Consider the following 26,960-nt stretch of genomic DNA (forward strand, 5'->3'; position numbering starts at 1 on the left):
TTAGAATCGCTGCCTTATCTCCCCAGGTGTTCAGGGTTCCAAAATGCCGATTCTTGAAGCTGTTCTGATTGCTGTTGCCATTTTGGCGCTGCTCGGCGTCATCTTTGAAGAAGTCATTCACGTCAACAAGGCGAAAACCACACTGTTCTTTGGTACGTTCAGCTGGGTTCTCCTGTTTCTGTTCAGTTCCGGTGTAGACGAAACCGCTGCAGTTTCCTCTGGCCTTTCGGAGAGCATTGCCGAGATCGCCGGGTTATGGCTGTTTCTGGTGGCGGCGATGACATTTGTGGCCTACCTGAACAAGAAAGGTATGATCGAAAACATGATCTACCTGATCATGCCTCGTCAGGTCACCGAGCGGCGATTACTGTTTCTGACCGGTCTGTTCTGCTTCGTATTTTCTTCCCTGGCCGATAACATCACAGCAACGCTGGTTTCGTGCTCTCTGATTCTCTCTTTAAACCTGGATCTTAAGAAGCGTTTGCAATTCATTGTTTTGGTTGTGTTTGCAGTGAACTCCGGCGGCGTTTCACTGATCACCGGCGATGTCACCACGCTGATGATCTTCCTGGCAGACAAAGTGGAAATCCTGACGCTGCTGACACTGGCCATTCCCGCTTCAATCACGGTGTTTTTGCTGGCCGTGCTTCTTTCTGGGGGTCTGTCCGGCACCGTTACCCTGAAAGCCAGTTCCAATGAAGTCCGAACCGTAGACGCGGTAATCGCGGGCCTGTTTCTGGTTACAATCATTGCCACCATTACTGGCAACGCGTTATTCAGTATTCCGCCAGTGCTGACCTTCCTTTTTGGTCTTTCCATCATGTTCCTGGTGTCCCGCTTCATGAGCGACGACTCGGATCTGGACCCGATTCTCGAATACATCCGGGTTATCGAGTTTGAAACCCTGCTGTTCTTCCTGGGGATCCTGCTTCTGGTGGGTATGCTAAAAGAAATTCATGCTCTGGATTCACTGGTGGCAATCTATGATGTCATGCCGCCGGTGTACGCCAACTATCTGATGGGCATTTTCTCCGCGGTCATCGATAACGTGCCTTTAACGGCCGCACTGCTGAAGTCCGGTATCGACATGAGCCCCGGGGAATGGATGGGGCTAACCTATGCCGTTGGCGTCGGTGGTTCGTTGCTGGTAATCGGTTCTGCGGCGGGAATTGTAGCCATGAGCAAAATTGAGGGGCTCACGTTTGTGGCTTACCTGAAGTACGCGCTACACCTTCTGGCCGCGTACACAGTGGGCTATGCCGGGGTGATTCTGCTTGGCTCTGTGATGAACGGCTAAAGTCGAAAGCCTGCGAGGTTCCGCCCCGCAGGCATTGGTTATCTCATCGTCAGAAGTTGACCTGAACGCCCAGGCCGATGCCATCTACGGTAATATCATCGTCATCGTAGTAACGCATGTATTCGAGGTTGCCTGACAGGTTCTTGGCGAACTTTACGTTCACGCCGGCACCGTACGAGAAATCGGAATCATCGTCTTCCACTGAGCCTGCCTCAGCTTCAATACGAGTGAAACCGAAAACAGCGTAGGGTGTTACCGGGCTCTCGTTCACCACGTTTACCGTGCCGTAACCACCGAAGAAGTTGTCGATTTTAACGTCAACGCCGGCAATCCGATCGTCATCCACACCAAAGCCCGCTCGGGCCTCAACACCGAAATAGTCCGTGGCCATAACGCCGACCTTGCCAGACAAGGTGCTGGTGTCGGCTTCTGCCAGGCCATCGAAATCGGTTTCCATGAAGGTGTAATTCAGGCCGGCGTAGAGCCCGCCAACACCGGATTTATACATATCCTGGGCAGAAGCAAGCCCAGTCAGGGCCAGCCCGGCAAAGGCAGTTGATGCAACAAGAACCTTTCTTGTGGTCTTCATAGTCTTTCTCCCTGTTCATACAGGCCTTCACGGCCTGACAGTAAACGTGCATCAGTCCGACGATTCCCGCCATAGGTGCGTTCCGTATTTACCCATTTTTTACGCCGATTTAATTCCGGGTTAATACTTCTGTCCGGGGCCTGTTTCCTTGCGGTTAAGCAAGCCCGCGGGTATGCTGACGCCGTCTTTTTGTCAGCTGGCTTGAGCGTGCCTTGAGAAACCTAGCCCCTGTCGTCTTCATTGTCAGCGTCATGTTTATACTTCTGAGTGTTTTCATGACGTTACCGGTACTGCTGTTGGCTGCCACCCCTTCCGGTGCACCCAATGCCATCGCGTTTGCCGAATCGGCGGCTATTGTTTGCGTGCTTGGTGTTCTGGGGCTGTTGCTGACCTACCGTGAACCCCGCGAACTGAAACCTCGCTATATGTTCGTGCTCACCGTCTCCAGCTGGTTTGTCATCGCCCTTCTATCTGCCCTTCCCTTTTACCTGAGCGATAACGACATCTCGGCGGCGGATGCGTTTTTTGAGGGCACTTCCGGTATCACCACCACGGGGGCTACTGTGTTCACCGGCCTGGACACGATGGACAAGGATCTGCTGCTCTGGCGCTCGATCCTTCAGTGGCTGGGCGGTATCGGGATTATCGGCATGTTCGTTGCCGTACTGCCTTTCCTGCGAGTGGGCGGGATGCGCCTGTTCGCTACCGAATCGTCTGAGTGGACGGAAAAGGCTCTGCCACGCATGAAGACTCTCAGCCGGGGCCTGCTGTTGGTGTATCTGGTGTTTTCCGTGGTTGCGGTTGTCACCTACTGGCTGTCCGGGATGTCTCTGTTTGACGCGTTCAACCATGGCCTGACCAGCATTGCCACAGGCGGCTTTTCAACCTCAGACCTGTCCATGGGTAAGTTCAGCGACCTTATCCTGCTGGAAGCCACCTTTTTCATGATCATCGGCAGCCTGCCGTTTTTCCTGTTTGTGCGGGAAATGCACGGCCAGCATGGGGTTCTGTTCCGTGATCAGCAGGTTCGTCTGTTCCTGGGGATTCTGTTCGCGGTGCCGGCCATGCTCACGCTCTATCGCTGGTGGGTATCCCCGGTACCCTTCGACCCGATTCACAATTACGCAGCCACACTTTTTAATGTGACTTCCGTTGTTACGACCACGGGCTACGCGTCTGAAGATTACTCCGCCTGGGGGCCCCTGGCCTTTGTGGTGTTCTTCTTCCTCATGTTTGTGGGCGGCTGCTCAGGCTCAACCGCCGGTGGCATGAAAATCTTCCGGTTCCAGCTATCGCTGATCATTCTGCGAGAGCAGTTAATGCGGCTGTTGCACCCACGGGCCGTATTTACCCGTAACTACAACGGCCGTGCCGTCAGCGACGAAATCATCTCCTCGATGATTGCCTATACCTTTATCTTCCTGTTGTGTCTGCTGGTGATCACCGTGTTGCTGGCATCCCTTCAGCTCGACTTTGTCACTGCCCTTTCTGGCGCCCTCACCTCACTGACCAACGTTGGTCCCGGCCTTGGCGATATCATTGGCCCCGCCGGGAACTTCTCGCCTCTGCCCGACGCCGCCAAGTGGATTCTGTCAGTGGGCATGCTGATGGGGCGTCTGGAAATCCTGAGCGTGGTGATCGTGCTCTCACCGGGCTTCTGGCGCGGCTGATCAGCGTAGCCAGAGAATGTGAGCGTCTTCCAGGGGCAGGTTTAGCCTGGGTTCATGAATGCGGATGCGCGGAGTGAAATGCTCTAGCGGGCGTGGTGGCACCGTGCAGTAATATCGGTACGTCTGTTCGGCTTCCTGTAGTGGCCCGCTGAACGCCATAGACTGCACCAGGCGTGGGCCGGAGTTTGAGGATTCTGCCACCAACTCTACGGCGACCAGTTCCGGGCTCAGGCCATCCAGATACACATCCAGATCGAAACGCAGTTTTTGGCCTTCCTCCCGGGCGTCCATTGCGCCAAACCTAAGGCGTGGCCAGTGTCGGGCTATGGTTTCTTTCACTGAAACTAGTTCGTCAGCACCTACTGCACTGCGCTCCGCGCCTTGGGCCACCATGGGCAGGTAGAAATCCGTGACATATTCCCGCACCATGCGGTTGGCCGAGTATCGTGCAGTTAATTCGTTCATGCTGGCTCGGATTCTGGCCAGCCAGTTGGCCGGTAATCCCTGTTCATTGCGCTGGTAGAACTCCGGTACAACCTGATTTTCCAGCAACTGATAGAGTTCTTCGGCATCCGCCTCGTCGTGTTTGTCAGTCTGGCTCAACTCCTCAAAGGTGGCGCCCGGCCGAATGGCCCAGCCCAGCTCCGGCTGCCAGGCTTCGGCCCACCAGCCATCGTATTGCGACAGGTTCAAACCACCATTAACCAGCACCTTCATGCCGCTGGTACCGCAGGCTTCCCAGGGATGGCGCGGGCAATTTAGCCACACATCCACGCCCTGAATCAGTTCACTGGCAACGGCCATATCGTAGTCTTCAATGAACACCACGCGCCCTTCCACCTCTGGCAGCCGTGTAAACTGCTTCCAACGCTTGATGATGGCCTTGCCTTCGCTGTCGTGGGGGTGGGCCTTGCCTGCTAATACAATCTGCAGGGGCCGGTCCCGGTTGCTGAGGAGCCGAATCAGTCGTTCCGGATCTGTCAGCAGCAAGTCCGGGCGTTTGTAATCGGTAAAGCGGCGGGCAAAACCTAGCGTCAGAGACTCAGTATCCAGAAGCAGACCACACGCCGCTTCCTCGCTGTTGCCGTAGTTGTGCTCACAATGCTGGCTCTGCAGTCGCGCTCGCAGGTAATACACCAATCGATGTCGCTGGTTTCTGCGCATCTGCCAGAGATCATGGTCAGTAGTCTCTTTCAGCGGGCAAAGGTCCGTCATAGGCTGTCGCCAGCGGTCCTTGCCACAGGCCGACGTCCATAATTCGTCCGCCTCCGGAGAATCCCAGCTTGGGGTATGCACGCCGTTGGTAACATATTCTGCTGGCACATCGGCCGCCGGCCAGCGCCCGAACCAGGGTTGGAAAATGGATTGAGTGACCTGTTTGTGAATCTGGCTGACACCGTTAAAACGCCCGCTCATACCCAGCGCAAGCCCCGACATGTTCAAATCGCTTGAACCACCATTGGCAACGGTCAGTATGGTCTCCAACGGCTGGCCGATTTCCTGCAACCAGGGCTCCAGGTACAATCGGGCAAGTTTCGCCGGGAACCGGTCAAAACCAGCAGCTACTGAAGTGTGGGTGGTAAAAAGGTTGGTGGCTCTGGTTGCCAGCCGCGCCACTTCAAAACTGGTCTCATTCTGCTGTTGCCAGTGCACCGCGCGCTCAACCAACGCCAATGCGCTGTGGCCTTCGTTAATGTGGCACAAAGCAGGTTTGCGCCCCAATTGTGCCAACAAGCGCCAGCCGCCAATTCCAAGCACCATTTCCTGTTGCAGGCGTTTTTCCGGATCGCCGCTGTATAGCTCGCTGGTAATACCCCTGTCGCCGGGCTCATTCCGGGGGTCATTACTGTCGAGCAGCAACAATTCACAGCGCCCCACCTGTCCTTTCCAGGCCCTCAGGCGAACCGTACGGCCGGGAAAAGGTACGTTTACCCTTGCCCATTCTCCGTTGCTGTCCCGTAACGGAGTAACCGGGAGCATGGTCGGATCGTTATACGGGTGAAACTCCAGCTGTTCCCCCTCAGCGTTCAGGGCCTGCCGGAAATAGCCCTGCTGGTAGAGCAAGCCCACGGCTGTGACCGGCACACCGAGATCGCTGGAAGCCTTCAGGAAATCCCCGGCCAGAACGCCCAGGCCGCCGCTGTATAACGGCAGGGATTCCGACACCCCATACTCCATGCAGAACCAGGCGACGCCAGTGGCCAGCTGGTTTCCGCAGTTTTCAGAATACCAGGTCGGGCACTGGTTGAATGCCTCATGGCGGTTCAGCTGCTGCTGGTATTGGGTCAGAAACTCCGGGTCTTCGGCCAGTTGTTGCAGCCGTTCTGCCGAGGCGCTGTTCAACACCAGCCAGGCATTATGCGTTGCCTCCCAGATTTCTTCATCCAGCTGTCGCCACAACTGATCACATCCATGGTGCCAGCTCCACTGCAAATCCAGTGCAATGGCCATCAGCCCTGACAGCTGTGCTGGCAGGGCCCTCATGGTATACGCGGCCAGAGTCATGGGGCGTCAGCCGTTAATGCGCGGTATAACCGCCGTCGATAACCAGTTCGCTCCCGGTCATGAATTTGGATTCATCGGATGCGAGGAAGACAATGCCCCAGGCAATGTCGTCCGGCTCACCCAGGTGGCCCAGAGGATGCATTGCCGCGGTTGCCTGTTTCGCTGCCTCAAGATCCTGCCCGGTGGTTTTCAGGTGGTTCTCGACCATCGGGGTCCAGATAAAACCGGGATGAACGGAATTCACCCGTATGTTATCCGGAGCATAGATCATCGCATCAGTCTTGGTCATCAGCCGGACCGCACCCTTGGATGCATGGTACGGAGGTGCGTCTGGCGCACCTACCAAGCCGTAAATGGACGACAGATTGATGATGCTGCCGCCACCGGCCTTTTTCATATGGGGAATGGCGTGCTTGGTGCAAAAGAACACCCCTTTTACGTTAACGGCCTGTACCTTGTCCCATTCTTCCTCGGTCACCTCGTGGGTTGGCTTGTTGGCGCCGGAAATGCCGGCATTGCTTACCACTACGTGTAGTGCTCCGAAGTGCCCGGCCACGCCATCCAGAGCCGATTTCACCTGCTGCTCATTGGTCACATCGCAATGCCAGTAACCAACCTTGAAGCCTTTGGCAGTGAGAGATTTGGCGAGGGCTTCACCTTCGCTATCCAGACAGTCGATTATGCCAACGGCTGCGCCCTCTTCTGCCATCCGTTCAACCGCCGCTTTGCCAATGCCCAGTGCGCCGCCAGTTACCGCAGCTACTTTTCCTTTAAGTCGTGCCATGACAGTTTTCCTTTCCAAAGTCCGTTTTATTCACTTGTGATCAGTGCATATGTTCGCGAAATCGCCCCGCCAGGAAGTCAGTCGACGCCTGTTCCTGCAAGTACGCAATCAGTTCAGCAATGGTAGGCCCGTCATTCTCAACACCCTCAAAGTCCACACCCAGACCGCCATCATCGGTCCGCACAACATGGGCGCTGAGGGTGCAGTGGCCCTTCTGGGAGCGCTCCGGAAACCGGAACGCAAGTTCAATGGTCTGGTTAAGCCGCACATCCGAATAATCAGTGGCGATGAAAAGGCCACGTCTGGATGCGTCCCGGATCATGCCTGTCGCTACTGGCATGCCGCGTTTATAAACGAGAATGGGCAACCCGCCTTCTACTCGTTGGCTCAGCCGATGCTCCATGCCGCTTCCTCCTGTGAGCTTGCCGAATGGATATCAGTACTCCCTCACTTTACACCTGATCAAATAGTGATCATCTTGATTCTGATCAAGAGGGTGACCACTCGGCTATCGACCGTATAGATTCACAATAGTTCGCAGCCCCGGTATGTCGATCCTGGCTCGATAATCCTCGGGCAAGGTCCATATCCAGTTCCCCTGAATCGTGCCGGGCGTGTTGAAGCGCGCCTCTGAGCCCAGGCCCAGAAGATCCTGTATTGGCACGATCACCAGTCGTGATACCGACCCCATGGCAGCCTGTATCACAGGCCATGGCAGATCCGGGCTGTTAATCCTCAGGTACCGGTTAACATGCTCCCTCGTTCGTTCATCCAGACTCTGATACCAGCCCAGCGTGGTGTCGTTGTCGTGGGTGCCGGTATAGACCAGATCCCATTCCTTGTGGTTATGCAAAAGATGGGGGTTGGTGGCGCTGCCATCAAAACCGAACTGCATCACCGTCATACCCGGCAGCCGGAAGCGGTGTCGGAGGGCCTCCACATCCTCTCCAATAATGCCCAGGTTTTCGGCAACCAGCGGCAAACGGGGCAAGGCCCGGAAGCAGGTTTCCAGGAAATCATCAGCCGGGCCCGGTACCCAGTAGCCGTGGGCCGGGCGCGGGTTGTCCGCCGGAATCTCCCAATACGCCTGCAGCCCCCGGAAATGATCAATTCTCAGCAAATCAAACCGTTCCTGCTGGCTTGCCAAGCGCTGCACCCACCAACGGTATCCATCCTCCGCCATTCGCTGCCAGTCGAATAGTGGGTTCCCCCAGTGCTGACCCTCCGGCGAGAAATAATCCGGTGGCACTCCGGCAATCACCCTTGGCTTGCCCTCACTATCCAGCTTGTAGAGATGGGGCGCCGCCCAGACATCGGCGCTGTCGTGGGCCACAAAAATGGGAATGTCGCCAAACAGCCAGATTCCCCGCTCGGCCGCATAATGGCGCAATGCTGTCCATTGTTCGAAAAACAGGTACTGCTCCAGGCATACCCGTTCCAGTGTACTTTGGTGGGATTCTCTCAGGGCTTCCAGGGCGGTCGGCTTGTGATCCCGCAGGTCGTCGGGCCAGTCCAGCCAGTTCACGCCTGGAAACGCCTCTCTGGCAGTCATGAACAGGGCAAAATCATCCAGCCACTGGTGGTGCTCCAGAAAATCCTGGTAGGCCTGTGGGTTGAAGACTTCAGTCTCACGATAGCGGCCGGCGTGGAATCGCTGGCTGGCATGTTCCAGGGCCTCGGTACGGGTGAACGTAGCGAGCTCCTGACTATCAAGCAGCCCGGGCGCCACCAGTTCCGCCAGATCGATCAGTACCGGACTGCCGGCATGGGCCGAGAGCGACTGATACGGCGAAAGGTCTGCATGAGTGGGGCCCAATGGCAGGGTTTGCCATACCGTGATGCCCGCCTCTGCAAGAACATCCACAAACTGCCTGGCGGCGGCGCCGAGCTTGCCAGAAGTACCGGGTAATGCAGTGGGGTGTAGCAATACACCGGCACGGCGCCGTGCTAAAACCGGATTGGGTGGCATATCCACAGTCATGAGCCGGCCTCATGTCCCGGCCTCATGGCGCCGCCCTTGGCGGGCTCCCCACCACCCTGGCTCAGGGGCTGGAACAGGCTGGACGGCGCCGGGTAGCCAATGCGTTCATACAGATTGGCCAGGTGCCGCCGATACAGCTGCTCAAAATCCCGAACCACAGACGCCGGGTTGTAATCGCCAAACCACCAGAACCAGTCCGAGCCTTCACACAAACCGAGTTGGTGTGTGGCCGCCGTTTTCTGGTCGGTGCTGAGGGAGCCATTATCCATTGCCCGGTCAAAATGCTGCTTGGCCTCACACAGCAAATCCCAGGCGCGGTTTTTGTCGGGGTCGCCAATCCAGGTGGAAAAGGTTCCATAAATCCAGCTTCCAGCCACCAGTTCCGGGAGTTGCACAGGCTCTGTGTAATGCTCTTCCTGAAGGGTCGAATAAGTGGTCAGCCGCAGTTTCGGGTGTTTCTCAAGTGTCCGGTACAGCTCGTCCAGAAAATGGAAGCCGTTCTCCGGGTAATACTCCCAGGCGTTCTCGCCGTCCAGAATTACCGAGATCACCGGGTTCTTGCCTTCTCTGGCAATGTTTTCCATGTGATGCACCAGGTCGCCAACCGCGTCCCTGGCGTGCCAGTCGGCATAGGTAAAACCAATCAGATCGGATAACCCATCGTCACGAAAAAAAGCCGTTACATTGGCATCAGTAAACCGGTACGGCTGATGGATGCTGGCACCTTCAGGCAAGGATTTGTTCGCCCTGGCCTTGTTGATGCAGTTATTGATGACTGAATCACCGGAAGCAGTCCAGCGAAAGCCCTGCTCGCCAAGCAACACCAGTGTGGCCTGGCTCAACCCGCCTTCAGAGGCCCAGCAACCCGCCGGTTCGGTGCCAAAAAATCGCTTGAAAGAGCGCCTGCCCTCGGCCAGATGCCAGATGGCCCGCTCTTTCCCGCCCGGATAGTGATCATGCTCCGGAAGCGCGATCTCCGGCATCGCTTCTCTGGCGGAACTGAAACTCAGCAACAAGGGCACGATGGGATGGGCCCAGGGGCTCATGGCCAGCTCCACCTGCCCGGTATGCGCGAGGTGCCGATAGCGCGGGCCAATGCTGGCCATCAATTCCGCAATAACCCCCAGCAATGCCTTACGGTCGTCCAGTGTGTACTGATGCGCCTTTTCCTGAAGGCTTTGCACCACACCATGCTTGCGACGCACGGTTTCTGCCATCCAACCCAGGTGATACCACACCAGCAGATCAGCGAGGAACTGGGTGGAAAGATAACGCTGTAGGTCTGGCCGGGTTCGGTACAGATGGGCCACTTCCGCCAACCGGTCATATGCGGGAAAACGTTTGATAATGCGTTCGGCATTGGCTCTCAGGCACTTTTCCATCAAATCCAGGAATGCCGGTGAGCCGGGTTCCGGCAGTGCCGGATTAACCAAAGCCGCAAGCAGAGGATCGCCGATGGTTTGCCCGCCATGGCGCCAGCGCTCGATGTGATACAGGTAGGTTTCAATCTGTTCCAGCAGCACGGGGGCAAAATTCACCACCGCCCGGGCATCCGGGTGGGCTTCCAGGTGGGCGGCCATGTCCACGTAGTCTTTAATGCAGTGGAGGTAGACCCAGGGAAAAAGAAACTGCCCGTTGCCGTGATCCTGATAGTCCGGTTGGTGCATGTGCCAGCACAGCACCACCGGCGTACGGTTGTCAGAGGCCATGGGGATAATCCTGCCCGAGCATCTCGGGGGTAACCAGCACTACACCTTTTGACGACACGTGAAAGCGTTTCTCGTCTGCCTTCCGGTCGAAGCCGATCCGGGTGCCTTCCGGAATACGGCATCCGCGATCAATCACTGCTTTTCGAATATGGCAATCCCGACCGATGTCTACATCCGGAAAAACCACCGTATCCTGGATATCGCTGAATGAATGCACCCTGACCTGGGAGAATAACAACGAGTGGCGAACGCGGGCGCCGGAAACGATGCAACCGCCGGCCACCATGGAATCCACCGCTGTGCCCCGGCGATTGTCGTCGTCGAAGACAAATTTGGCAGGAGGCAGCTGCTCCTGATAAGTCCAGATAGGCCAGTCCGAATCGTAAAGGTTCAGTTCCGGGCTGATGTCGATCAGCTCCAGATTTGCCTGCCACAGAGAGTCGATGGTGCCGACATCGCGCCAGTAAGCAACCTTGTTGTTGATCGGATCCCGGAATGGGAAAGCAGCAACCCGGTGGCGCTTGATTACCGAGGGAATAATATCCTTGCCGAAGTCGTGGGAGGAATTGCCGTCCATCTTATGATCCCGCAGCAGCTCGTCAAACAGAACCGCCGTGCTGAATACGTAAATACCCATCGAGACCAATGCTGTACCGGGTTTACCCGGCATGGCCTTGGGATTGGCCGGCTTTTCCTCGAATTCGGTAATGCGTAAATCTTCATCCACCGACATCACCCCGAACGCCGAAGCTTCTTCGACGGGCACCTCAATACAGCCCACGGTAATATCCGCCTCCTGTTCCACGTGGGCAGCCAGCATGGTGCCGTAATCCATTTTGTAGACATGGTCACCTGCCAGAATCAACACGTACTCCGGCTGGTGGCTGCGAATGATGTCCAGGTTCTGCAGTACGGCGTCTGCTGTGCCCTCGTACCAGGAGGTCTCAATGCGCTGCTGGGCTGGCAACAGTTCCACAAATTCGTCCAGTTCCCCCCGCAGGAATCCCCAGCCGCGCTGAATGTGACGGATCAGTGAGTGGGATTTGTACTGGGTAATGACGCCTACCTGGCCAATGCCGGAGTTGATGCAGTTGGACAACGGGAAATCGATAATCCTGAACTTACCCCCGAAGGGAACGGCGGGCTTGGCTCGCCATTTGGTGAGGTCGTGAAGCCGTGAGCCCCTGCCGCCAGCCAGCACCAGGGCCAGGGTTTGACGAGTAAGACGACTGACGAAACGCTTGGCGGTTTGCATAGCAGCTTCCCTGTTTAAACCGGATACGCGCCGACACAAATTTGACGTTTGCTCTTGCAGAAAAACACTATCATTGAATTATGACGTACAATTGTCTTAGGTCATATTTTGTACAAACGCAAAAACGATTGATGGTCTAACCTCTGGTTTCCACTTTTGTTCAGGAATCTGTGGTCTATGGAAAGCCCCGCCCTGAGTGAGTTCGACCTGCACCTGTTTGCCGAAGGCAGGCACTGGCATATCTACAATGTGCTGGGTGCCCACCTTGGGAATCAGCGAGGAATCGAAGGCGCGCGTTTTGCCGTTTGGGCACCCAACGCCCAGGCCGTGAGTGTGATCGGCGACTTCAACGACTGGGACAGCGGCCGTCATCCCATGGCGGTTAACAAAGATTATGGTGTCTGGTCGGTATTCATTGGGGGAGTAAAGCCGGGAGACCTTTACAAGTTTGCCATCACAACCCGAAACGGCCACGACATCACCAAAACCGATCCCTACGGTCAGGCCTTTGAGCACCGGCCTTCCAATGCCGCAGTGGTGACCGAGCGGGGGAAATACGCCTGGGGCGACGGCGACTGGCTTGAGGGCAGAAACCGGTTCGACTGGCAGCGGAGCCCTGTTTCTGTCTATGAGGTACACCCTGGCTCCTGGCGCCATCACGGTTCCGGGCGCTGGCTGACCTATCGGGAGCTGGCCGATCAGTTGGTGCCCTACGTGTTGGAAACCGGCTTTACGCATATTGAGCTACTCCCGATTACCGAGCACCCGCTGGACGAATCCTGGGGTTACCAGACTACCGGCTATTACGCCCCCACCAGCCGTTATGGCAGCCCGGATGATCTTCGATATCTGGTCGACCTGTGTCATCAGAACAACATCGGCGTGATTCTCGATTGGGTGCCGGGGCATTTCCCCGATGACGACTTCGCCCTCGCCGAATTTGATGGCACGGCACTCTATGAACATGAAGATCCCCGCCGCGGGCGTCACCAGGATTGGGGCACGCTCATCTACAACTACGGTCGCCACGAAGTCCGGAACTTTCTCATAGGCAGTGCGCTTTTCTGGCTGGATACCTTTCACATGGACGGGCTACGGGTGGATGCCGTTGCCTCCATGCTGTACCTGAACTACTCCCGGAATGAGGGTGAATGGCTGCCGAACGAACATGGCGGCCATGAGAATCTGGAGGCGATCCGTTTCCTCCAGGATCTGAACCGGGTGTGCCAGAGCAGGTTTCCGGGTGTACTGATGATGGCGGAAGAGTCCACGTCCTGGCCCAGGGTGACCCGGCCTCCGGAAATTGGCGGGCTCGGTTTCAACCTGAAATGGAACATGGGATGGATGCACGACACCCTGCATTACCTGCAACAGGATCCGGTGTATCGCCAGTATCACCATGACAAGCTCACCTTTGGTTTGCTTTACGCTTTTTCGGAAAATTTCGTGCTGCCGCTATCCCACGACGAAGTCGTACACGGCAAATCCAGCCTGATTCAGAAAATGCCGGGAGATGACTGGCAGCAGAGGGCCTCGCTGCGCCTGCTGTTCAGCTACATGTTTGCCTACCCCGGCGCGAAGCTGCTGTTCATGGGGGGTGAATTCGGCCAGCGCCAGGAGTGGAGCGAACGCCGTGAGCTGGACTGGTATCTATTGCAATACCCGGAGCACCAGGGGCTGCGAAAACTGATCCAGGACCTTAACGGCCTCTATCGGCTATACCCGGCCCTGTATCGAAAAAGTTTTACCGGTGAAGGATTCGAGTGGATTGACTGCCACGATTCCACCCAATCCGTGATCAGTTTTCTACGGATTGCCGGCTCACCGGAGCATGGGGCGCTGGTGGTTGTTGCCAACTTTACACCCGTGCCCAGGCATCACTACCGTATAGGCCTGCCTGGCGGAGGCAACTGGCAGGAAGTTTTTAATTCAGACTCCACCTGGTATGGCGGCAGCAACCTCGGCAACCCCCTGCCCTTGCAAGCTGAGCCCACACCCTGGATGGCCCGACCGTGCTCCCTGGAGTTAACACTCCCGCCCCTGGGGCTGGTTATGTTGAGGCCCGCGCCATGACCCGGGTGCTGTTTGCTACCAGTGAGGTTTTTCCTCTCGTGAAAACCGGGGGGCTGGCCGATGTTTCCGCCAGCCTTCCTGAGGCACTCTGCCGTCTGGGCTACGACTGTCAGGTTCTGCTACCCGGCTATCCTGCTGCACTGAAGGCAGCGCGAGAGGGTGGCGCCCGCAGGAAAACCCGGTTCCGGTATGGTCAGTATGATGTCTCCCTGTGGCAAACCCGTCTGCCGGGTACGGCGGTAACTCTGTGGTTGGTGGATTGCCCGGCTCTTTTCGATCGTGCTGGCGACAGCCCCTATCAGAATGAAAATGGTGAAGACTGGTGGGACAATGCTCACCGGTTTCACTTGTTCGGGCGAATTGGAGCTATGTTGGCACTTGGGCAACTGGGTCTGGCGTGGCGCCCGGACATCGTTCACTGCAACGACTGGCAATCCGCACTGATTCCGGTGTTCCTGGCGGACAGTCAGGATGCCCCGAAAACCGTGTTCACCATCCACAATCTTGCTTACCAGGGGCTGTTTTCCCATGAGACCTTTCGGGCCCTGGGCCTGCCCGATTCCCTGTGGCGCTACGAGTTCCTGGAATTCCACGGCCAACTTTCCTTTATCAAAGGTGGGCTGGTGTTCAGCGATGCCATCACCACCGTGAGCCCCAGCTACGCCGATGAAATCCAGACACCCTGGTTCGGTAATGGCCTGGACGGCTTGTTGCGCCACAAATCCGCCAGGCTGAAGGGCATTCTCAATGGCATTGATACCCGCCAATGGAACCCGGAAGACGACCCGCACCTGGAGTTTCACTACGGCGCGGACTACCCCGCCAACAAATCACAATGCCAGGCAAGGCTGCAGCAGGAACTCGGGCTGGAGGTTTGCGGGGCTCCATTGCTGGGGTTCGTCGGGCGCCTGGTGGAACAGAAAGGGCTCGACTGGCTGCTCGGGGTCATCAAGCCATTACTGGAACGAGGATGTCAGTTTGCCCTGCTCGGCTCCGGCGAACACCACTACCAGGAAAGCCTGAAAGCCATGGTTCGTGAATGGCCCGGGCAATGTTCACTCACGCTCGGTTACAACGAAGGCCTGGCACACCGGATAACCGCCGGGGCCGATATTTTCCTGATGCCTTCCCGGTTTGAACCCTGCGGCCTGAACCAGATGTACAGCCTGAGATACGGCACCGTACCTGTGGTGCACGGCGTCGGCGGCCTTAACGATACGGTGTTTGACCCCAATGAGGAAACACCGGAACAAGCCAATGGTTTTGTGTTTCGTGAGGCGACGCCAGACGCATTACATGCCGCCATTACCCGTGCGCTGGCAGCGCGGGAGGACCGGAAAACCTGGCGCAAATTGCAGGAAAACGGCATGAAAGGCGACTATTCCTGGAAGAACCGGGCCGGCGAATACGCGGCCCTTTACCGGAACCTCATTGCCGGCAACGACCGGATACATGAAGACTGACACGGTGCCCCTGGCCCAAGGAGGTCATCACCATGCACACCGCAACTGAATTCCGGCTGGAAGCCCGCCCCAGACTACCAGAAGCACTGGAACGACTTGATACGCTGGCCAATGACCTGTTCTACAGCTGGGATCATGGCGTGCGCAGCCTGTTCGCGCGGATTGATCTCCGTCTCTGGCAAAAAGTGGAGCACAACCCGAAACTGTTCCTGCGACGGGTGGCCCAGGCCCGGCTCGATCAGGCATCGGAAGACCGCGCCTTTCTCGCCGAATACCGTCGAGTATTATCCGCTTACGACGCTTATCTTGAATCCGAACCCGGCACCGAAGTGCTGGAGGCACTGAACCCTGAAGATAGCCTTGTCGCCTACTTTTGCGCCGAGTTCGGGTTTCACGAGAGTTTCCCGATCTACTCCGGGGGCCTTGGCATACTGGCTGGTGACCATTGCAAGGCGGCCAGTGACCTGGGGTTACCCTTTGTCGCCGTCGGGCTACTGTATCAGCAGGGTTATTTCATTCAGACCATTGATGCCCAGGGGCACCAGATTGCCCGTTATCAGTGCCACTCCAGCGATGAGCTGCCAATCACGCCGGTAGAGGTAGATGACAAGGCACTGACCGTCTCTGTGCCCTTCCCGGGGCGCGAAGTGCATGCACGGGTTTGGCTGGCCAGGGTCGGGCATATTTCCCTGTACCTGCTGGACACCAACACCGCGGAAAATACAGATGAAGACCGGGAACTTACCTTACAGCTTTATGGTGGCGACTCCGCTACCCGCATCAGCCAGGAAATGTTGCTTGGCATTGGGGGCACCCGGGCACTGGCCGCCCTGGGTATTCAGCCTACGGTGTGGCATATCAACGAGGGCCACGCAGCCTTCCAGATACTGGAACGTTGCCGTATGGCCATGGCCGAAGGGCTGTCTTTTGGTGCCGCCCTTGAGTCGGTAGCCGGATGCACCTTGTTTACCACCCATACTCCAGTGCCGGCGGGCCACGATATCTTCCCCCGCGACCTGGTGGAGCACTTCCTGTCGCCTTTCCTGGACCACTCCGGGCTGGAATTCGATGCCGTTTTCGGGCTCGGCAGCAAAAATGGTGATCAAAGCTTCAATATGACGAGTCTCGGCCTTCGGGGCTCCCGGTTTCATAACGGCGTAAGCCGGATTCACGGCGGTGTAGCCGCTCGGATGGAAGGCGATATCTGGCCACAGATACCGGCGGCCGAGAATCCCCTTGGCTATATCACCAATGGTGTTCACGTGCCAACGTTCCTGGCGCCGGAATGGGCAAGTCTGTTCGATATCCAGGCGCCGACCTGGAAAAGTGAACTGCGAAACCCGACGTTCTGGCAGTTCATCGACAAGATCCCGGACTACCATTACTGGAGCGTTCACAAGGCCCTGAAACAGCAGATGGCCGAGTTCATCGTGCGGCGCCTGAAACGCCAGCACAAGCGCAATGGCACGGGCCATTCAGTCACTGAGCGAATGGCCCGCAAGCTGGTGTCGCCGGAAAATGACGCGCTGGTGGTCGGCTTCGCCCGCCGCTTTGCTACCTATAAGCGAGCTACGCTGATTTTCTCCGATCTGGCCCGCCTGGAACGGCTGCTCACCAATCCGGAGCAGCCGGTTGTGCTGGTATTTGCCGGCAAGGCCCATCCCCAGGACAAACCCGGGCAACAACTGATCAAGGTCATACACGACCTCTCCATGCAGCCCAACCTGATGGGGCACATTATCCTGTTGGAGGATTATGATCAGGCCATGGCGCGCCGGTTATTGAGCGGTGTTGATGTCTGGCTCAACACGCCGGAATACCCCAAGGAAGCCAGCGGCACCTCTGGCGAAAAAGCGGCCGTTAATGGTGCCCTGAATCTGAGCGTGCTGGACGGCTGGTGGGGTGAAGGCTATGACGAAACCAATGGCTGGGCGATTACGCCGCGGGACATCGAACTGGATGTGGAGTTTCGCAACCGCGAGGAAGCCCGGGACCTGTTGGACCTGTTGGAGCAGGAAGTCATTCCGCTCTATTACAACCGAGCCTCTCAGGGCTACTCGCAGGGCTGGGTAACGCGCTCGAAAGCGTCCATGAAAACCATTACGCCCAGGTTCAACGCCCAGCGCATGGTGATGGACTATGTTCGCAACTATTATCAGCCAGCCACCCGGCAGGGCGCGCGGTTGAGAGACAACAATGCCGCACTGGCGCAGGAGCTGGCAGAGTGGAAAGCCCGGGTGCAAGAGGCCTGGAGCGGCGTGTCCATCCATGTGGACGGCTGCGTGTCAGATCGCTGTCACTGGGATGAATCCGTGGAGCTGAAAGTGTCGGTGGCTCTGAATGGTCTGGCGCCCGATGATGTACGGGTGGAATGCCTGGTTGAGCCTGAATGCACCGGCACTCACACTGGCCCCGGGCCAGACGCATTTGTGCTGGAAGCCAGCGGAGAGAAAGACGGTAAAACCCTGTTCAAAACCCGGGTCCAGCCTCCCTACCCGGGGTTACAAACGCTGCGATTGCGCATCTATCCGCACCACACGGCGTTATCCCACCCGCTGGAGATGGGGGCCATGCTCTGGGCATGACACTTAGTCGGTAGTCGGGTTCAGCGGTTGCTCGTGGTTATTCGCGGCCAGTGCGTTGACCACCGGGTTGGCATACATATCCAGCAAATAAGGGCGGATCGCCGGGTCACAGGCCTCCAGCCGGCGCTCCATTTCTGCCGTGGCAGCGTCCATATCGGCCGGAGACCAGGTCTCGGCGGTTACCACGCTCTCACTCACGCTGCCCGGAGTCTCATGGGCATCCGGGTGAACTCCCCGCATCTGGTACGCCACCAGATTGGAGGCGTGCAGGTGGTAATTGGCGTGCATTTCATGGTCAATGCGTGCGGCCAGTGCTTTCGGGTTGTCCGGTGAATCGGCAATCGGGGCCCCGAAATGGACATGAACGTGGCCTTTAAAGCCCGTCAGCCCTTTAACGATCTGGTCTGTGTCTTCGCCTTCCGTCTTCTGATAGGCGCCGGTCCGGCCCCGCACTTCCAGTTCTTTGGCCTTGTCGGCATCGCAGGGGTCGTATTCGTAGGCAATGGATACCGGCACGATGTGAAGGCGGTTCATGGCTTCATCGAACGCCAGCCCCGATTTTTTCCGGCTCATGTAGAACATCTTGATGATCGCCGGGTCGGTAGCGTCAATGCCGTCTTTCGCGCGGCCTTCGCGCTGAGCAATCCAGATGCTGTGATTGGTATCAATGCTGTGATTGATAAAGCCGGAAAGCGTGAGGTAGGCATCACGCATTTCCCTTGGGCTGGTCATGTTACGGCGCACCACAAAACTCTTGTTCAGCCGCATCATTTCCGCAAACACCCGATTGGAGAGCAGGTTGTCGCCAATGGCAATCCGGGTTGTGTGGAAGCCGTTCTGGAACAGCAGGTAGTTGACCACCATCGGGTCAAAAACAATGTCCCGGTGATTGGAAATAAACAGATGGGCGCTGTTCTTGCTGAGATTTTCCAGGCCACTGTGGGTGACGCGGGTGGTGGTATTTTCCACCAGTTCTCCGACGTATTTCGAAACCCCGGCCTGCATATCATCTACCCGGGTGTAATGCCCGAAATGGCTGACCAGCCAGCGGCGAATGAACATCCTCAGAACGCCCGGCGCCCATTTTGCAACGGTTGGCGACTTGAACCGCCCAACCATATCCAGGAATTCCCGGTCGTTAACCAACCTCTGGATGGTTGGCGCGGTTTCTTCATCCGAATAGGGACGGATTGCGTCAAATTCCTGCATGCAAGCCCTGTTGTTGTTCGCAGCGTTGATCACAGTGTACGAAAGGGGCGCTATTGTATCCTTTCTCTTGCCGGTTTGCCTCCACCCGAATGGCCAGTTGACCAAACATCCGGAAGGATCTGGTAGAATCGCGCTGCTTAATCACTCCGCCACGGGCCGACCACTGAATGTACATGGACCAGGACTTCGACCAACTCGCCACTGAACCACCCACCGCTGCGGGCCGAAATCCGGAGCAGGTTCTGCACGAGGTCTTTGGTTACGAGAGTTTTCGGCCCCTGCAGGGGGATATTGTCCGGGAAGTGGTCAACGGCGGTGATGCCCTTGTGTTGATGCCCACCGGGGGCGGTAAATCCCTGTGTTACCAGGTGCCCGCTCTGGTCCGGCCCGGCACCGCCATTGTGATCTCACCGCTGATCGCGCTTATGCAGGATCAGGTGGCGGCGCTACGCGAGCTTGGAGTGAGAGCGGCGTTCCTGAATTCCACCATGGATTTCGAACAGGCCCGTGCCACCGAATACGCCCTGGCGACCGGCGAGCTGGACCTGCTCTATTGCGCGCCGGAACGGCTGATTCAGCCGCGAACCATTGAGCTGCTGCATAACGCGTCCCTGTCGTTGTTTGCCATAGACGAGGCTCACTGCGTCTCCCAGTGGGGGCACGATTTCCGGTCCGACTACCTTCAACTGAGCATGCTGGCCCAGGAATTTCCCGGCATCCCCCGTATCGCACTGACAGCGACCGCTGATGAGCGCACGCGAAAAGAGATTGCTGAACGGCTGTCGCTGACAAACGCCCGGCATTTCATCAGTGGCTTTGATCGCCCGAACATTCAGTATCGGATTACACCAAAGACCAACGCAAACAAACAGTTGTTGGATTTTATTAAAGCAGAGCATGAAGGTGATTGCGGTATTGTCTATTGCTTGTCCCGAAACAAGGTCGATGCCACCGCCCGATTACTGAGCAGCAAGGGCTATACCGCACTGCCCTACCATGCCGGGCTGAGCGCCGAAGACCGCGCCCGCAATCAGGAGCGCTTTCTCAGGGAAGACGGCGTTATTGTGGTGGCAACCATTGCCTTTGGCATGGGCATCGATAAACCTGATGTGCGTTTTGTCGCCCATATGGACCTTCCCAAAAGCCTGGAAGCCTATTACCAGGAAACGGGCCGGGCGGGCCGGGATGGCAAGCCGTCCACCGCGTGGATGGTGTATGGCCTGCAGGATGTCATCAAACTCCGGCAGATGCTGGAGGCCTCTCAGGGTAACGATCAGTTCAAGCGGGTTGAGCGACAGAAACTGGATGCCATGCTTGGGCTGTGCGAAGTGACCCAGTGCCGGCGACAAGTTTTGTTGCATTATTTCGGAGACAATCTGGAGACTCCCTGCGGAAACTGCGATACCTGCCTGAACCCTCCGGAAACCTGGGATGGCACGGTGGCGGTGCAGAAGGCCCTCTCCTGCGTGTACCGCACCGGCCAGCGTTTTGGCGTTAACTACGTCATTGATGTACTTCGCGGGTCAGAGAATGAACGAATCCTGCAATCCGGCCACCAGGCGATCACCACCTATGGCATCGGTCAGGAACTGTCAGCGAACGAATGGAAGTCGGTATTCCGGCAACTGGTGGCGAACGGATACCTGCGGGCAGACCCTGAGGGCTATGGCGCGCTTCAGCTAACCGAGCGCTGCCGCCCCCTGCTCAAGGGCGCACAGGCGATTGAACTCCGGAAAGACCCGGTGGTCCGCAACACCGCTGGTGGTAAGTCATCAACGAGCCGCCGTAGCGGCCAGAACGTGCGGGACCAGATTACCGACCACGCCGGGTGGGATGCGTTGCGGGCCTGCCGCAAAGAGCTGGCGGACAAGCAGGGCGTGCCGCCCTACGTGATCTTCCACGACACAACCCTGTTCGACATGCTTGAACGCCGCCCTTCCACCCTGGAGGAGCTGGCCGAGGTCAGCGGCGTGGGCGCCGCCAAGCTGGAAAAGTATGGCGATGTTTTCCTGCAGGCGCTACGCTCTATCAATCCTGAGGCTTGAACCCCTTCTTGCGCACCCGGTAATGGGCGATGGAGGTGGCAACGTGGTTGCCTTCTTCATCTCTCAGAATGCCTTCCAGAGTAAATTTAGCCCTACCGGTGGCGTCTGCATCGGCAAGGATGGCAGCCACCGCCTCTGGTGGTAGTTCAAATTCCACGGTCACATCTGAATTGGCCGGCTGCAGAAACTCCAGAGTCATTTCCTTCAGAATTGGCGTATAGGCAGGGCCAAGGTCGAAGAGGGTCAACACCCCACCGGGAATCTCCGCCACCAGGAAATAGGCGCCAGCATACAGGCTACCAAAGTGGTTTTTATTGCCCTTGAGGCGCACGCGGGCTTTGACGTAGCCCGGGCGAAGCTCCTCAACGCTGAAGTGATTACGTGGCGCGAACGGTATCGCCATACCAATAATGCGGTTAACCGCAGCATAACTGCCGGTCTTCTTGAGCCATTCCAGCGGTTGCAGCAGCGTCGCCTTGGGGTCACTGGAGCTTACCCATTGGCCGGCGGTGCCAATCAGAGAATCAATAAGAGCCATAAAGCCATATCCTGAAGTACAGAAAAGGCGATCTTTACAGTCAGATACGGCTACTTCAAGAATCTTTTACAGTTTTTTTGAAACCTGTACGTTTCGAATAACGCTTTCTGATCTAAGCTGTAGCCAATGTCTGTAACGTTACCGTTGCTTGCAGCCGGATAACAGGGAAAGGGCACGCAGTTGTACACATTCAATAAAATGATAACGCGCCTCTGGCCAGTTCTGGCGCTTGCGGCGTGCATTCACGTTCAGCAAACGGCTGCGTCCGAATCCAAATCGGCTCCCACACGAGACTACATACTCTGGTACCGCAACTACGATAACCCGGCCATTCGCAATCTGGTTGAACTCGCATTGCGCAAAACCTCGGAGTACGGTGAGTTCCAGATTATCCGCAGCGAAGAAATAAGCCAGGGGCGCGCCCTTCGGGAATTGGCTAACCCTCGGAGCCGGATTCTGGATATTGCGAACGTGGCGACGTCAGAAGAGCGGGAAACATTTCTGAACGCCATTCCGGTACCTGTGGACGGCGGACTGCTCGGATTCAGGGTATGCCTAGTGTTGCCGGAACAGCTCAATCTGTTTGAGGGGGTATCCAGCCTGGACGACCTGCGCCAGCGAGATATCCGTATTGGCCAGGGCGCACACTGGCCAGACACCCCGATTCTCGAAGCTAACGGCATTACCGTGATCACCCACACCCGCTATGAAATACTCTTTGGTATGCTTCGCAATAAACGCTTCGACTGTTACGCCCGCGGTGTGAGCGAAGTGCTGTTCGACCTCGAACATAACAAAGCCGACGACCTGGTAATCGAGCCAAACATCCTGCTGGCCTACGCCATGCCATCCTACCTTTTTGTGGCCCCGGACGATCACGAAACCGCGCAACGCCTGCAACTGGGTCTGGAGCGAGCGATCCTGGACGGCAGCTTCGCGGTGTATCTGAAAAACTGGTTTGGCAGAGCGGTATCATCACTGGGCCTTGATCGGCGCACAGTAATCACGTTGGAGAATCCGTATCTTAGTGAAGAATCCAGATATGTCGGGCGTCGAACCCTGGAAAACCTGGAGCGCCGCGTTGAGCTACTGAGTGTCGGAGACTAGCGGGCCATCCCTGGCCGCCACGAATTACACCCGGAAACGGGTTACCTTGTCATTCAGCACACTGCCGATAGTCTCGATGTGGCCACTGTAAACATCGTTCTCGCTGGCCGCCTTGGCCGCTTCCTGGCCCTGGTCAGCAATGCGGGTGATGGACGCATTCAACTCTTCGGTCACCGATGTCTGCTCCTCGGAGGCCGTGGCGATCTGTGAGGTCATCTGACTGATGGCGGTAATCGCCTCCACAATCCGGTTCAGAGACTCCATCGCATCCTGCGCTTTCTCCATACTCACGTTGGATACCGCCGTAGAGGCTTTCATAACGTCTACCGCATCGTTGGCGCCTTTCTGCAGCCGCTCGATCATGTTGTTGATTTCTTCGGTGGAAGACTGGGTACGCTGAGCGAGATTCCGAACCTCATCAGCCACCACCGCAAATCCGCGTCCCGCATCCCCTGCCCGCGCCGCTTCAATGGCCGCGTTCAGTGCCAGCAGATTGGTTTGTTCCGCAATGCCCTGAATGACTTCAAGTACAGTCGTAATCGACGAAACATCCTTACCAAGGGTGTCGATAACCTCGGCGGCGGCGTTTATTTCACCCACCAGCTTCTGCACCGCATCCCGCGAGGCGGTGACGGTCTCCAGGGAACCCCGGCTTTCCTGGTCTGCATTCTCTGCAGCTTCCGCAGTTTGCTGGGCATTCTGGGCAATCTCACCCGCCGCCGCGGACATTTCGTTAATTGCCGTCGCGATCATGTCGATCTCATGCTGCTGGTTTTCAACACTGGAGCGACTGTCGCTGGACGTCTGTCGGAGCGACTTTACGTTCTCCTCCAGTTCGTCGCTGCCCTCTTTTACTTCTTTTACAACCTGCTGGATGTTCTCAACAAAGCTATTAAAGCTGCGCGCCAACTGCCCAAACTCATCAGACGCAGAGTCATCAAGACGCTTGGTAAGATCCGCATCTCCGGAAGCGATGCGAGACATGGCGCCATTAAGCCTGCGAACCGGCGCAAGAAGGAAGCTTATCGCAAAGTAGAGCAAGACAAGCGCAACAATCAGCCCTACCCCGGCGATGATCAGGCCCATAGTCCGAGCCTCGACGATGGGAGCACTGATCAGGTTTTCATTCACGAACGTAACCAGGTACCAGTCCACGGCCCGGGCTTCGCTGATGGGGTGAAAGCTGACACTCCACTCGGCACCCTCGCTCTCAAATCCCTGCAGAGAACCGTCCAGAACCGGCTGCTGACCGATCATGCCGCTGATGTTCTTGCCAACAATCTCGCTGTTGGGGTGAAACAGGACCGTGCCGGAATTGTTGATTAACGCCGCATAGCCCGTCTCTGCCAGGGTAATGGTCGATAGCATCTGATCGATTGTGTTGAGACTGATATCCATACCGGCCACGCCAACATAATTGCCCCGCTTGATTGGCGCCATGGCGGAAATAATGGTCTCGTCCGAGGTTGCATCCAGGTACGGATCGGTAAACGACGCCTGCCCCAAACGCTGGGCTTTCTGGTACCAGGGGCGTACCCGGGGGTCATAATCGGGTGGAAGCGTGGCTTCTACTTCGGCACTTCGCATCAGCATGCGGCCATCTTCGGTGCCGGCGTACACGTCCTTGATGTTGCCACCTTCGGTCATGGCTTCCATGAGAACGCGGGCGTTATCGTCGTTGCGAGTCCGTTCCAGCGCCTTCGCCGTCGCTTCCGCCATATCCAGGCGCGTATTGAGCCAATCGGCAATACTCGACGTACTCTGGGCCACTGCATCGCTCATCAGCGCGCTAACGTAGCGATCGGTCGTTGAGCGGAGCCGAATATCGTTGGAAATTGTCAGGGCGCCCATAATCAACACGATCAGGGAGCCAATTGCGATCAGCAATTTCTGGGCGAATGATAGGTTCAAGCTGACGGTCTCCAATCAGGGTCAAAAACAAATTGCATTTATCATTTAGTGTAGTCGAAACATACTTACTAACGGCAGATCCTGCGAAGTCTTGAACACTCTTTGCTAGAATGCTGAGATCACAGCACATTCGCCAGACACGACAGGGAGAACCCTATGGCCCATGAAGAGCTCCACCTGAATCTGCGTAACCTGACCCTTGATGACTACGGCCAGTTGCAAGAGTTGATGGATCGGGTTTACGACGACATTGGTGGCGCGTGGCCAAAAGAAACCATCAAGGCTCTGGTAGAACAGTTTCCGGATGGCCAGATCTGTATCGAAGACAACGGCCAGTTGGTGGCGGTGGCGCTCACGGTATGCGTGAAATACGAAAGATTCAGCAACCCTCACGCCTACGACGACCTGATTCTGCGTAACGAGAAAATCTGGCACAACCCCAACGGCGATTCGCTTTACGGCCTGGATGTGTTTATAGACCCCGAATACCGGGGCTATCGACTGGGGCGTCGCCTGTATGAAGCACGAAAAGAGCTCTGTCGTTCCATGAACCTGCGGGCCATCCTCGCCGGAGGGCGGATTCCCAGCTACTTCAAGTACGCCGAGCAATACACTCCGGAAGAATACATTCAGCGCGTTGATCGCAAGGAAATCTACGACCCGATCCTGACGTTCCAGCTTTCCAACGATTTCCAGGTTACCCGGCTGATGCACAAATACCTGCCGGAAGACCAGAAATCCCTCGGATATGCAACGTTGCTGGAGTGGAGAAACATTCTCTATACGCCTCCCTCATCGGTACTCAACGTCAAAAAAACCCAGGTGCGCATGGGGGCGGTGCAGTGGCAGATGCGGGAATTCACCTCGGTGGAGGAGGTGCTCAAGCAGGTTGAGTACTTCGTGGACGCACTGTCGGATTATAAAAGCGACTTTGCCCTGTTCCCGGAATTTTTCAACGCGCCGCTGATGGGGCTGACCGACCAGATGGATCAGACCCGTGCCATTCGGTTCCTCGCCGGCTTTACCGAACAGTTCCGCAACGAAATGTCGGAAATGGCCGTCAGTTACAACATCAACATTATCACCGGCTCCATGCCGCTGATTGAAGATGACCGGGTCTACAACGTCTCATACCTGTGCCACCGTGACGGTCGTGTAGACGAGCAGCGCAAGGTCCACATCACCCCTCACGAACGTCGCGACTGGGTTATTGAGGGTGGTGATAAATTCCAGGTATTCGATACCGATGCCGGCCGTGTCGCCATCATGATCTGCTACGACATTGAGTTTCCGGAACTGGGCCGTATCGCCGCCAGTCAGGATGTGGACATTATCTGTGTCCCCTTCTGGACCGATACCAAGAACGGCTATTTGCGCGTGCGCCATTGTGCCCAGGCCCGGGCCATAGAAAACGAGTGCTACGTGGTGATTACCGGCAGCGTGGGCAACCTGCCGAAAGTGGAAAACCTGGATGTTCAGTACGCCCAGTCTTCGGTATTCTCGCCGTCGGATTTCGCATTCCCTCATGATGCAGTGATGGCAGAAACCACACCGAACACCGAAATGATCATGTTTTCAGATATGGATCTGGAAAAGCTCAAACTGGTCAGAAACGAAGGTTCTGTCACCAATCTGAAAGATCGACGTGTTGACCTTTACGAGCTGAAAACCCGGTAATGGGCAGATTTGGCCCCGCACAGGGGGCCAAATCCTGATTATTTCCATGAACGGGCTGCGGTAGATAGCTGACGGCATTGCCAAAAGTTTCTGGCCCGTCTATTGTTTAATTAATGTTCAGTATATATCTGGCCGACCTCAATAGCAGAGCAAGCGTTCCATGAACGAAGAACTACCGGACCTGGTCGCGCGTTTCCGAATCCGACACGGCATTTTTCGCAAGGAAACCGTGGAAGCGCGACTTTATGAACTCGACAGTTACGGCTGCGTGATGAAAACGGACAAACTGTTTGAACCCGGGGATACCGTGGTTCTCGACCTTGTTATGGATATGCCGTTTGAAGAAATCCGTGCCGAAGGCCTGACCGGCCTGGTTACCGAAAAGAGAAAACACTGTAGCAACTTCTTCTACTCACTTGATTTTGTTGAGCTAAATGCTCGAGACGAATCGCCGCTCTCTGACAAACTGCGGCGCATAAGAGAAGTTGTTCTCAAGAAACAGAGCCTGAAATCCCGGCGTGGGTCGAGTCCCGCTTCCGGTATGCGACAAATGGCCTGATGC

General features: G+C 56.6%; 19 protein-coding genes. 9 read left to right on the plus strand and 10 right to left on the minus strand.

Annotation, left to right across the window (positions count from 1 at the left end; genetic code table 11):
• Nucleotides 1-43 precede the first annotated feature (43 nt).
• Nucleotides 44-1,297 (plus strand): sodium:proton antiporter NhaD, encoded by a 1,254-nt coding sequence (gene nhaD / locus Q675_RS19900; RefSeq protein WP_022991265.1) that lies wholly within the window; start codon nt 44-46, stop codon nt 1,295-1,297.
• A 49-nt stretch (nt 1,298-1,346) separates the two neighbouring features.
• On the opposite strand, the gene Q675_RS19905 is transcribed toward nhaD, so the two are convergent.
• Nucleotides 1,347-1,886, minus strand: a complete 540-nt coding sequence (locus Q675_RS19905) for a porin family protein (RefSeq protein ID WP_022991264.1) — start codon at nt 1,884-1,886, stop codon at nt 1,347-1,349.
• Between the two features lie 251 nt (nt 1,887-2,137).
• Here Q675_RS19905 and Q675_RS19910 point away from each other — a divergent pair, with 251 nt between their 5' ends.
• Complete coding sequence (locus Q675_RS19910; RefSeq protein WP_011784915.1) at nt 2,138-3,556, plus strand: TrkH family potassium uptake protein; 1,419 nt, start codon at nt 2,138-2,140, stop codon at nt 3,554-3,556.
• Here the strand turns inward: Q675_RS19910 and glgP (Q675_RS19915) are convergent, their stop codons facing one another.
• From glgP (Q675_RS19915) to glgC, 6 genes are all read right to left on the minus strand, one after another.
• Nucleotides 3,557-6,061: an alpha-glucan family phosphorylase gene (gene glgP, locus Q675_RS19915; RefSeq protein ID WP_023010259.1), complete on the minus strand. Its 2,505-nt coding sequence runs from the start codon at nt 6,059-6,061 to the stop codon at nt 3,557-3,559. It lies immediately after the preceding gene.
• A gap of 13 nt (nt 6,062-6,074) precedes the next feature.
• Nucleotides 6,075-6,845: an SDR family NAD(P)-dependent oxidoreductase gene (locus Q675_RS19920; RefSeq protein WP_023010260.1), complete on the minus strand. Its 771-nt coding sequence runs from the start codon at nt 6,843-6,845 to the stop codon at nt 6,075-6,077.
• 40 nt (nt 6,846-6,885) lie between these two features.
• Nucleotides 6,886-7,248: a PilZ domain-containing protein gene (locus Q675_RS19925; protein WP_023010261.1), complete on the minus strand. Its 363-nt coding sequence runs from the start codon at nt 7,246-7,248 to the stop codon at nt 6,886-6,888.
• Between the two features lie 105 nt (nt 7,249-7,353).
• Nucleotides 7,354-8,826, minus strand: coding sequence for a 4-alpha-glucanotransferase (malQ, locus tag Q675_RS19930; RefSeq protein WP_023010262.1), 1,473 nt, complete (start codon nt 8,824-8,826; stop codon nt 7,354-7,356).
• The gene (locus Q675_RS19935) at nt 8,823-10,535 is read right to left on the minus strand and encodes a glycoside hydrolase family 57 protein (RefSeq protein WP_023010263.1); all 1,713 of its coding nucleotides are present in this window, start codon (nt 10,533-10,535) and stop codon (nt 8,823-8,825) included. Before Q675_RS19935 ends, malQ begins: the two co-directional genes overlap by 4 nt.
• On the minus strand, nt 10,525-11,790 hold the full coding sequence (glgC, locus tag Q675_RS19940) for a glucose-1-phosphate adenylyltransferase (protein ID WP_023010264.1): 1,266 nt from the start codon (nt 11,788-11,790) through the stop codon (nt 10,525-10,527). The genes Q675_RS19935 and glgC overlap by 11 nt, the downstream gene beginning before the upstream one ends.
• A gap of 177 nt (nt 11,791-11,967) precedes the next feature.
• Between glgC and glgB the strand changes: the two genes are divergently transcribed.
• From glgB to glgP (Q675_RS19955), 3 genes are read left to right on the plus strand one after another with little or no spacing between them, the layout of a single operon-like run.
• Complete coding sequence (gene glgB, locus Q675_RS19945; protein WP_023010265.1) at nt 11,968-13,863, plus strand: 1,4-alpha-glucan branching protein GlgB; 1,896 nt, start codon at nt 11,968-11,970, stop codon at nt 13,861-13,863.
• On the plus strand, nt 13,860-15,326 hold the full coding sequence (glgA, locus tag Q675_RS19950) for a glycogen synthase GlgA (RefSeq protein ID WP_023010266.1): 1,467 nt from the start codon (nt 13,860-13,862) through the stop codon (nt 15,324-15,326). Before glgB ends, glgA begins: the two co-directional genes overlap by 4 nt.
• Nucleotides 15,327-15,358: 32 nt before the next feature.
• Complete coding sequence (glgP, locus tag Q675_RS19955) at nt 15,359-17,911, plus strand: alpha-glucan family phosphorylase (RefSeq protein ID WP_023010267.1); 2,553 nt, start codon at nt 15,359-15,361, stop codon at nt 17,909-17,911.
• 3 nt (nt 17,912-17,914) lie between these two features.
• On the opposite strand, the gene Q675_RS19960 is transcribed toward glgP (Q675_RS19955), so the two are convergent.
• Nucleotides 17,915-19,120: a 1-acyl-sn-glycerol-3-phosphate acyltransferase gene (locus Q675_RS19960; RefSeq protein ID WP_023010268.1), complete on the minus strand. Its 1,206-nt coding sequence runs from the start codon at nt 19,118-19,120 to the stop codon at nt 17,915-17,917.
• A gap of 173 nt (nt 19,121-19,293) precedes the next feature.
• Between Q675_RS19960 and recQ the strand changes: the two genes are divergently transcribed.
• A complete protein-coding gene (recQ, locus tag Q675_RS19965) occupies nt 19,294-21,165 on the plus strand; it encodes a DNA helicase RecQ (protein ID WP_023010269.1) in 1,872 nt (623 codons plus the stop codon).
• Here recQ and Q675_RS19970 read toward each other — a convergent pair.
• The gene (locus Q675_RS19970) at nt 21,149-21,703 is read right to left on the minus strand and encodes a YiiD C-terminal domain-containing protein (protein WP_023010197.1); all 555 of its coding nucleotides are present in this window, start codon (nt 21,701-21,703) and stop codon (nt 21,149-21,151) included. The two genes, recQ and Q675_RS19970, sit on opposite strands and share 17 nt — an antisense overlap.
• Before the next feature lie 198 nt (nt 21,704-21,901).
• Here Q675_RS19970 and Q675_RS19975 point away from each other — a divergent pair, with 198 nt between their 5' ends.
• Nucleotides 21,902-22,810 carry a transporter substrate-binding domain-containing protein gene (locus tag Q675_RS19975; RefSeq protein WP_022991251.1) on the plus strand — a complete coding sequence of 303 codons (909 nt, stop codon included), beginning with the start codon at nt 21,902-21,904 and terminating at the stop codon, nt 22,808-22,810.
• Between the two features lie 24 nt (nt 22,811-22,834).
• Here Q675_RS19975 and Q675_RS19980 read toward each other — a convergent pair whose 3' ends face one another.
• Complete coding sequence (locus tag Q675_RS19980; RefSeq protein ID WP_031210916.1) at nt 22,835-24,721, minus strand: methyl-accepting chemotaxis protein; 1,887 nt, start codon at nt 24,719-24,721, stop codon at nt 22,835-22,837.
• A 156-nt stretch (nt 24,722-24,877) separates the two neighbouring features.
• Between Q675_RS19980 and Q675_RS19985 the strand changes: the two genes are divergently transcribed.
• Together Q675_RS19985 and Q675_RS19990 are read left to right on the plus strand one after the other, a co-directional pair.
• Nucleotides 24,878-26,398, plus strand: coding sequence for a bifunctional GNAT family N-acetyltransferase/carbon-nitrogen hydrolase family protein (locus Q675_RS19985; protein ID WP_011784929.1), 1,521 nt, complete (start codon nt 24,878-24,880; stop codon nt 26,396-26,398).
• Nucleotides 26,399-26,558: 160 nt separating this feature from the next.
• The gene (locus Q675_RS19990; RefSeq protein WP_014421463.1) at nt 26,559-26,957 is read left to right on the plus strand and encodes a hypothetical protein; all 399 of its coding nucleotides are present in this window, start codon (nt 26,559-26,561) and stop codon (nt 26,955-26,957) included.
• The last annotated feature ends 3 nt before the right edge of the window (nt 26,958-26,960 follow it).

Source organism: Marinobacter sp. EN3, assembly GCF_000475315.1.
GTDB lineage: Bacteria > Pseudomonadota > Gammaproteobacteria > Pseudomonadales > Oleiphilaceae > Marinobacter > Marinobacter nauticus.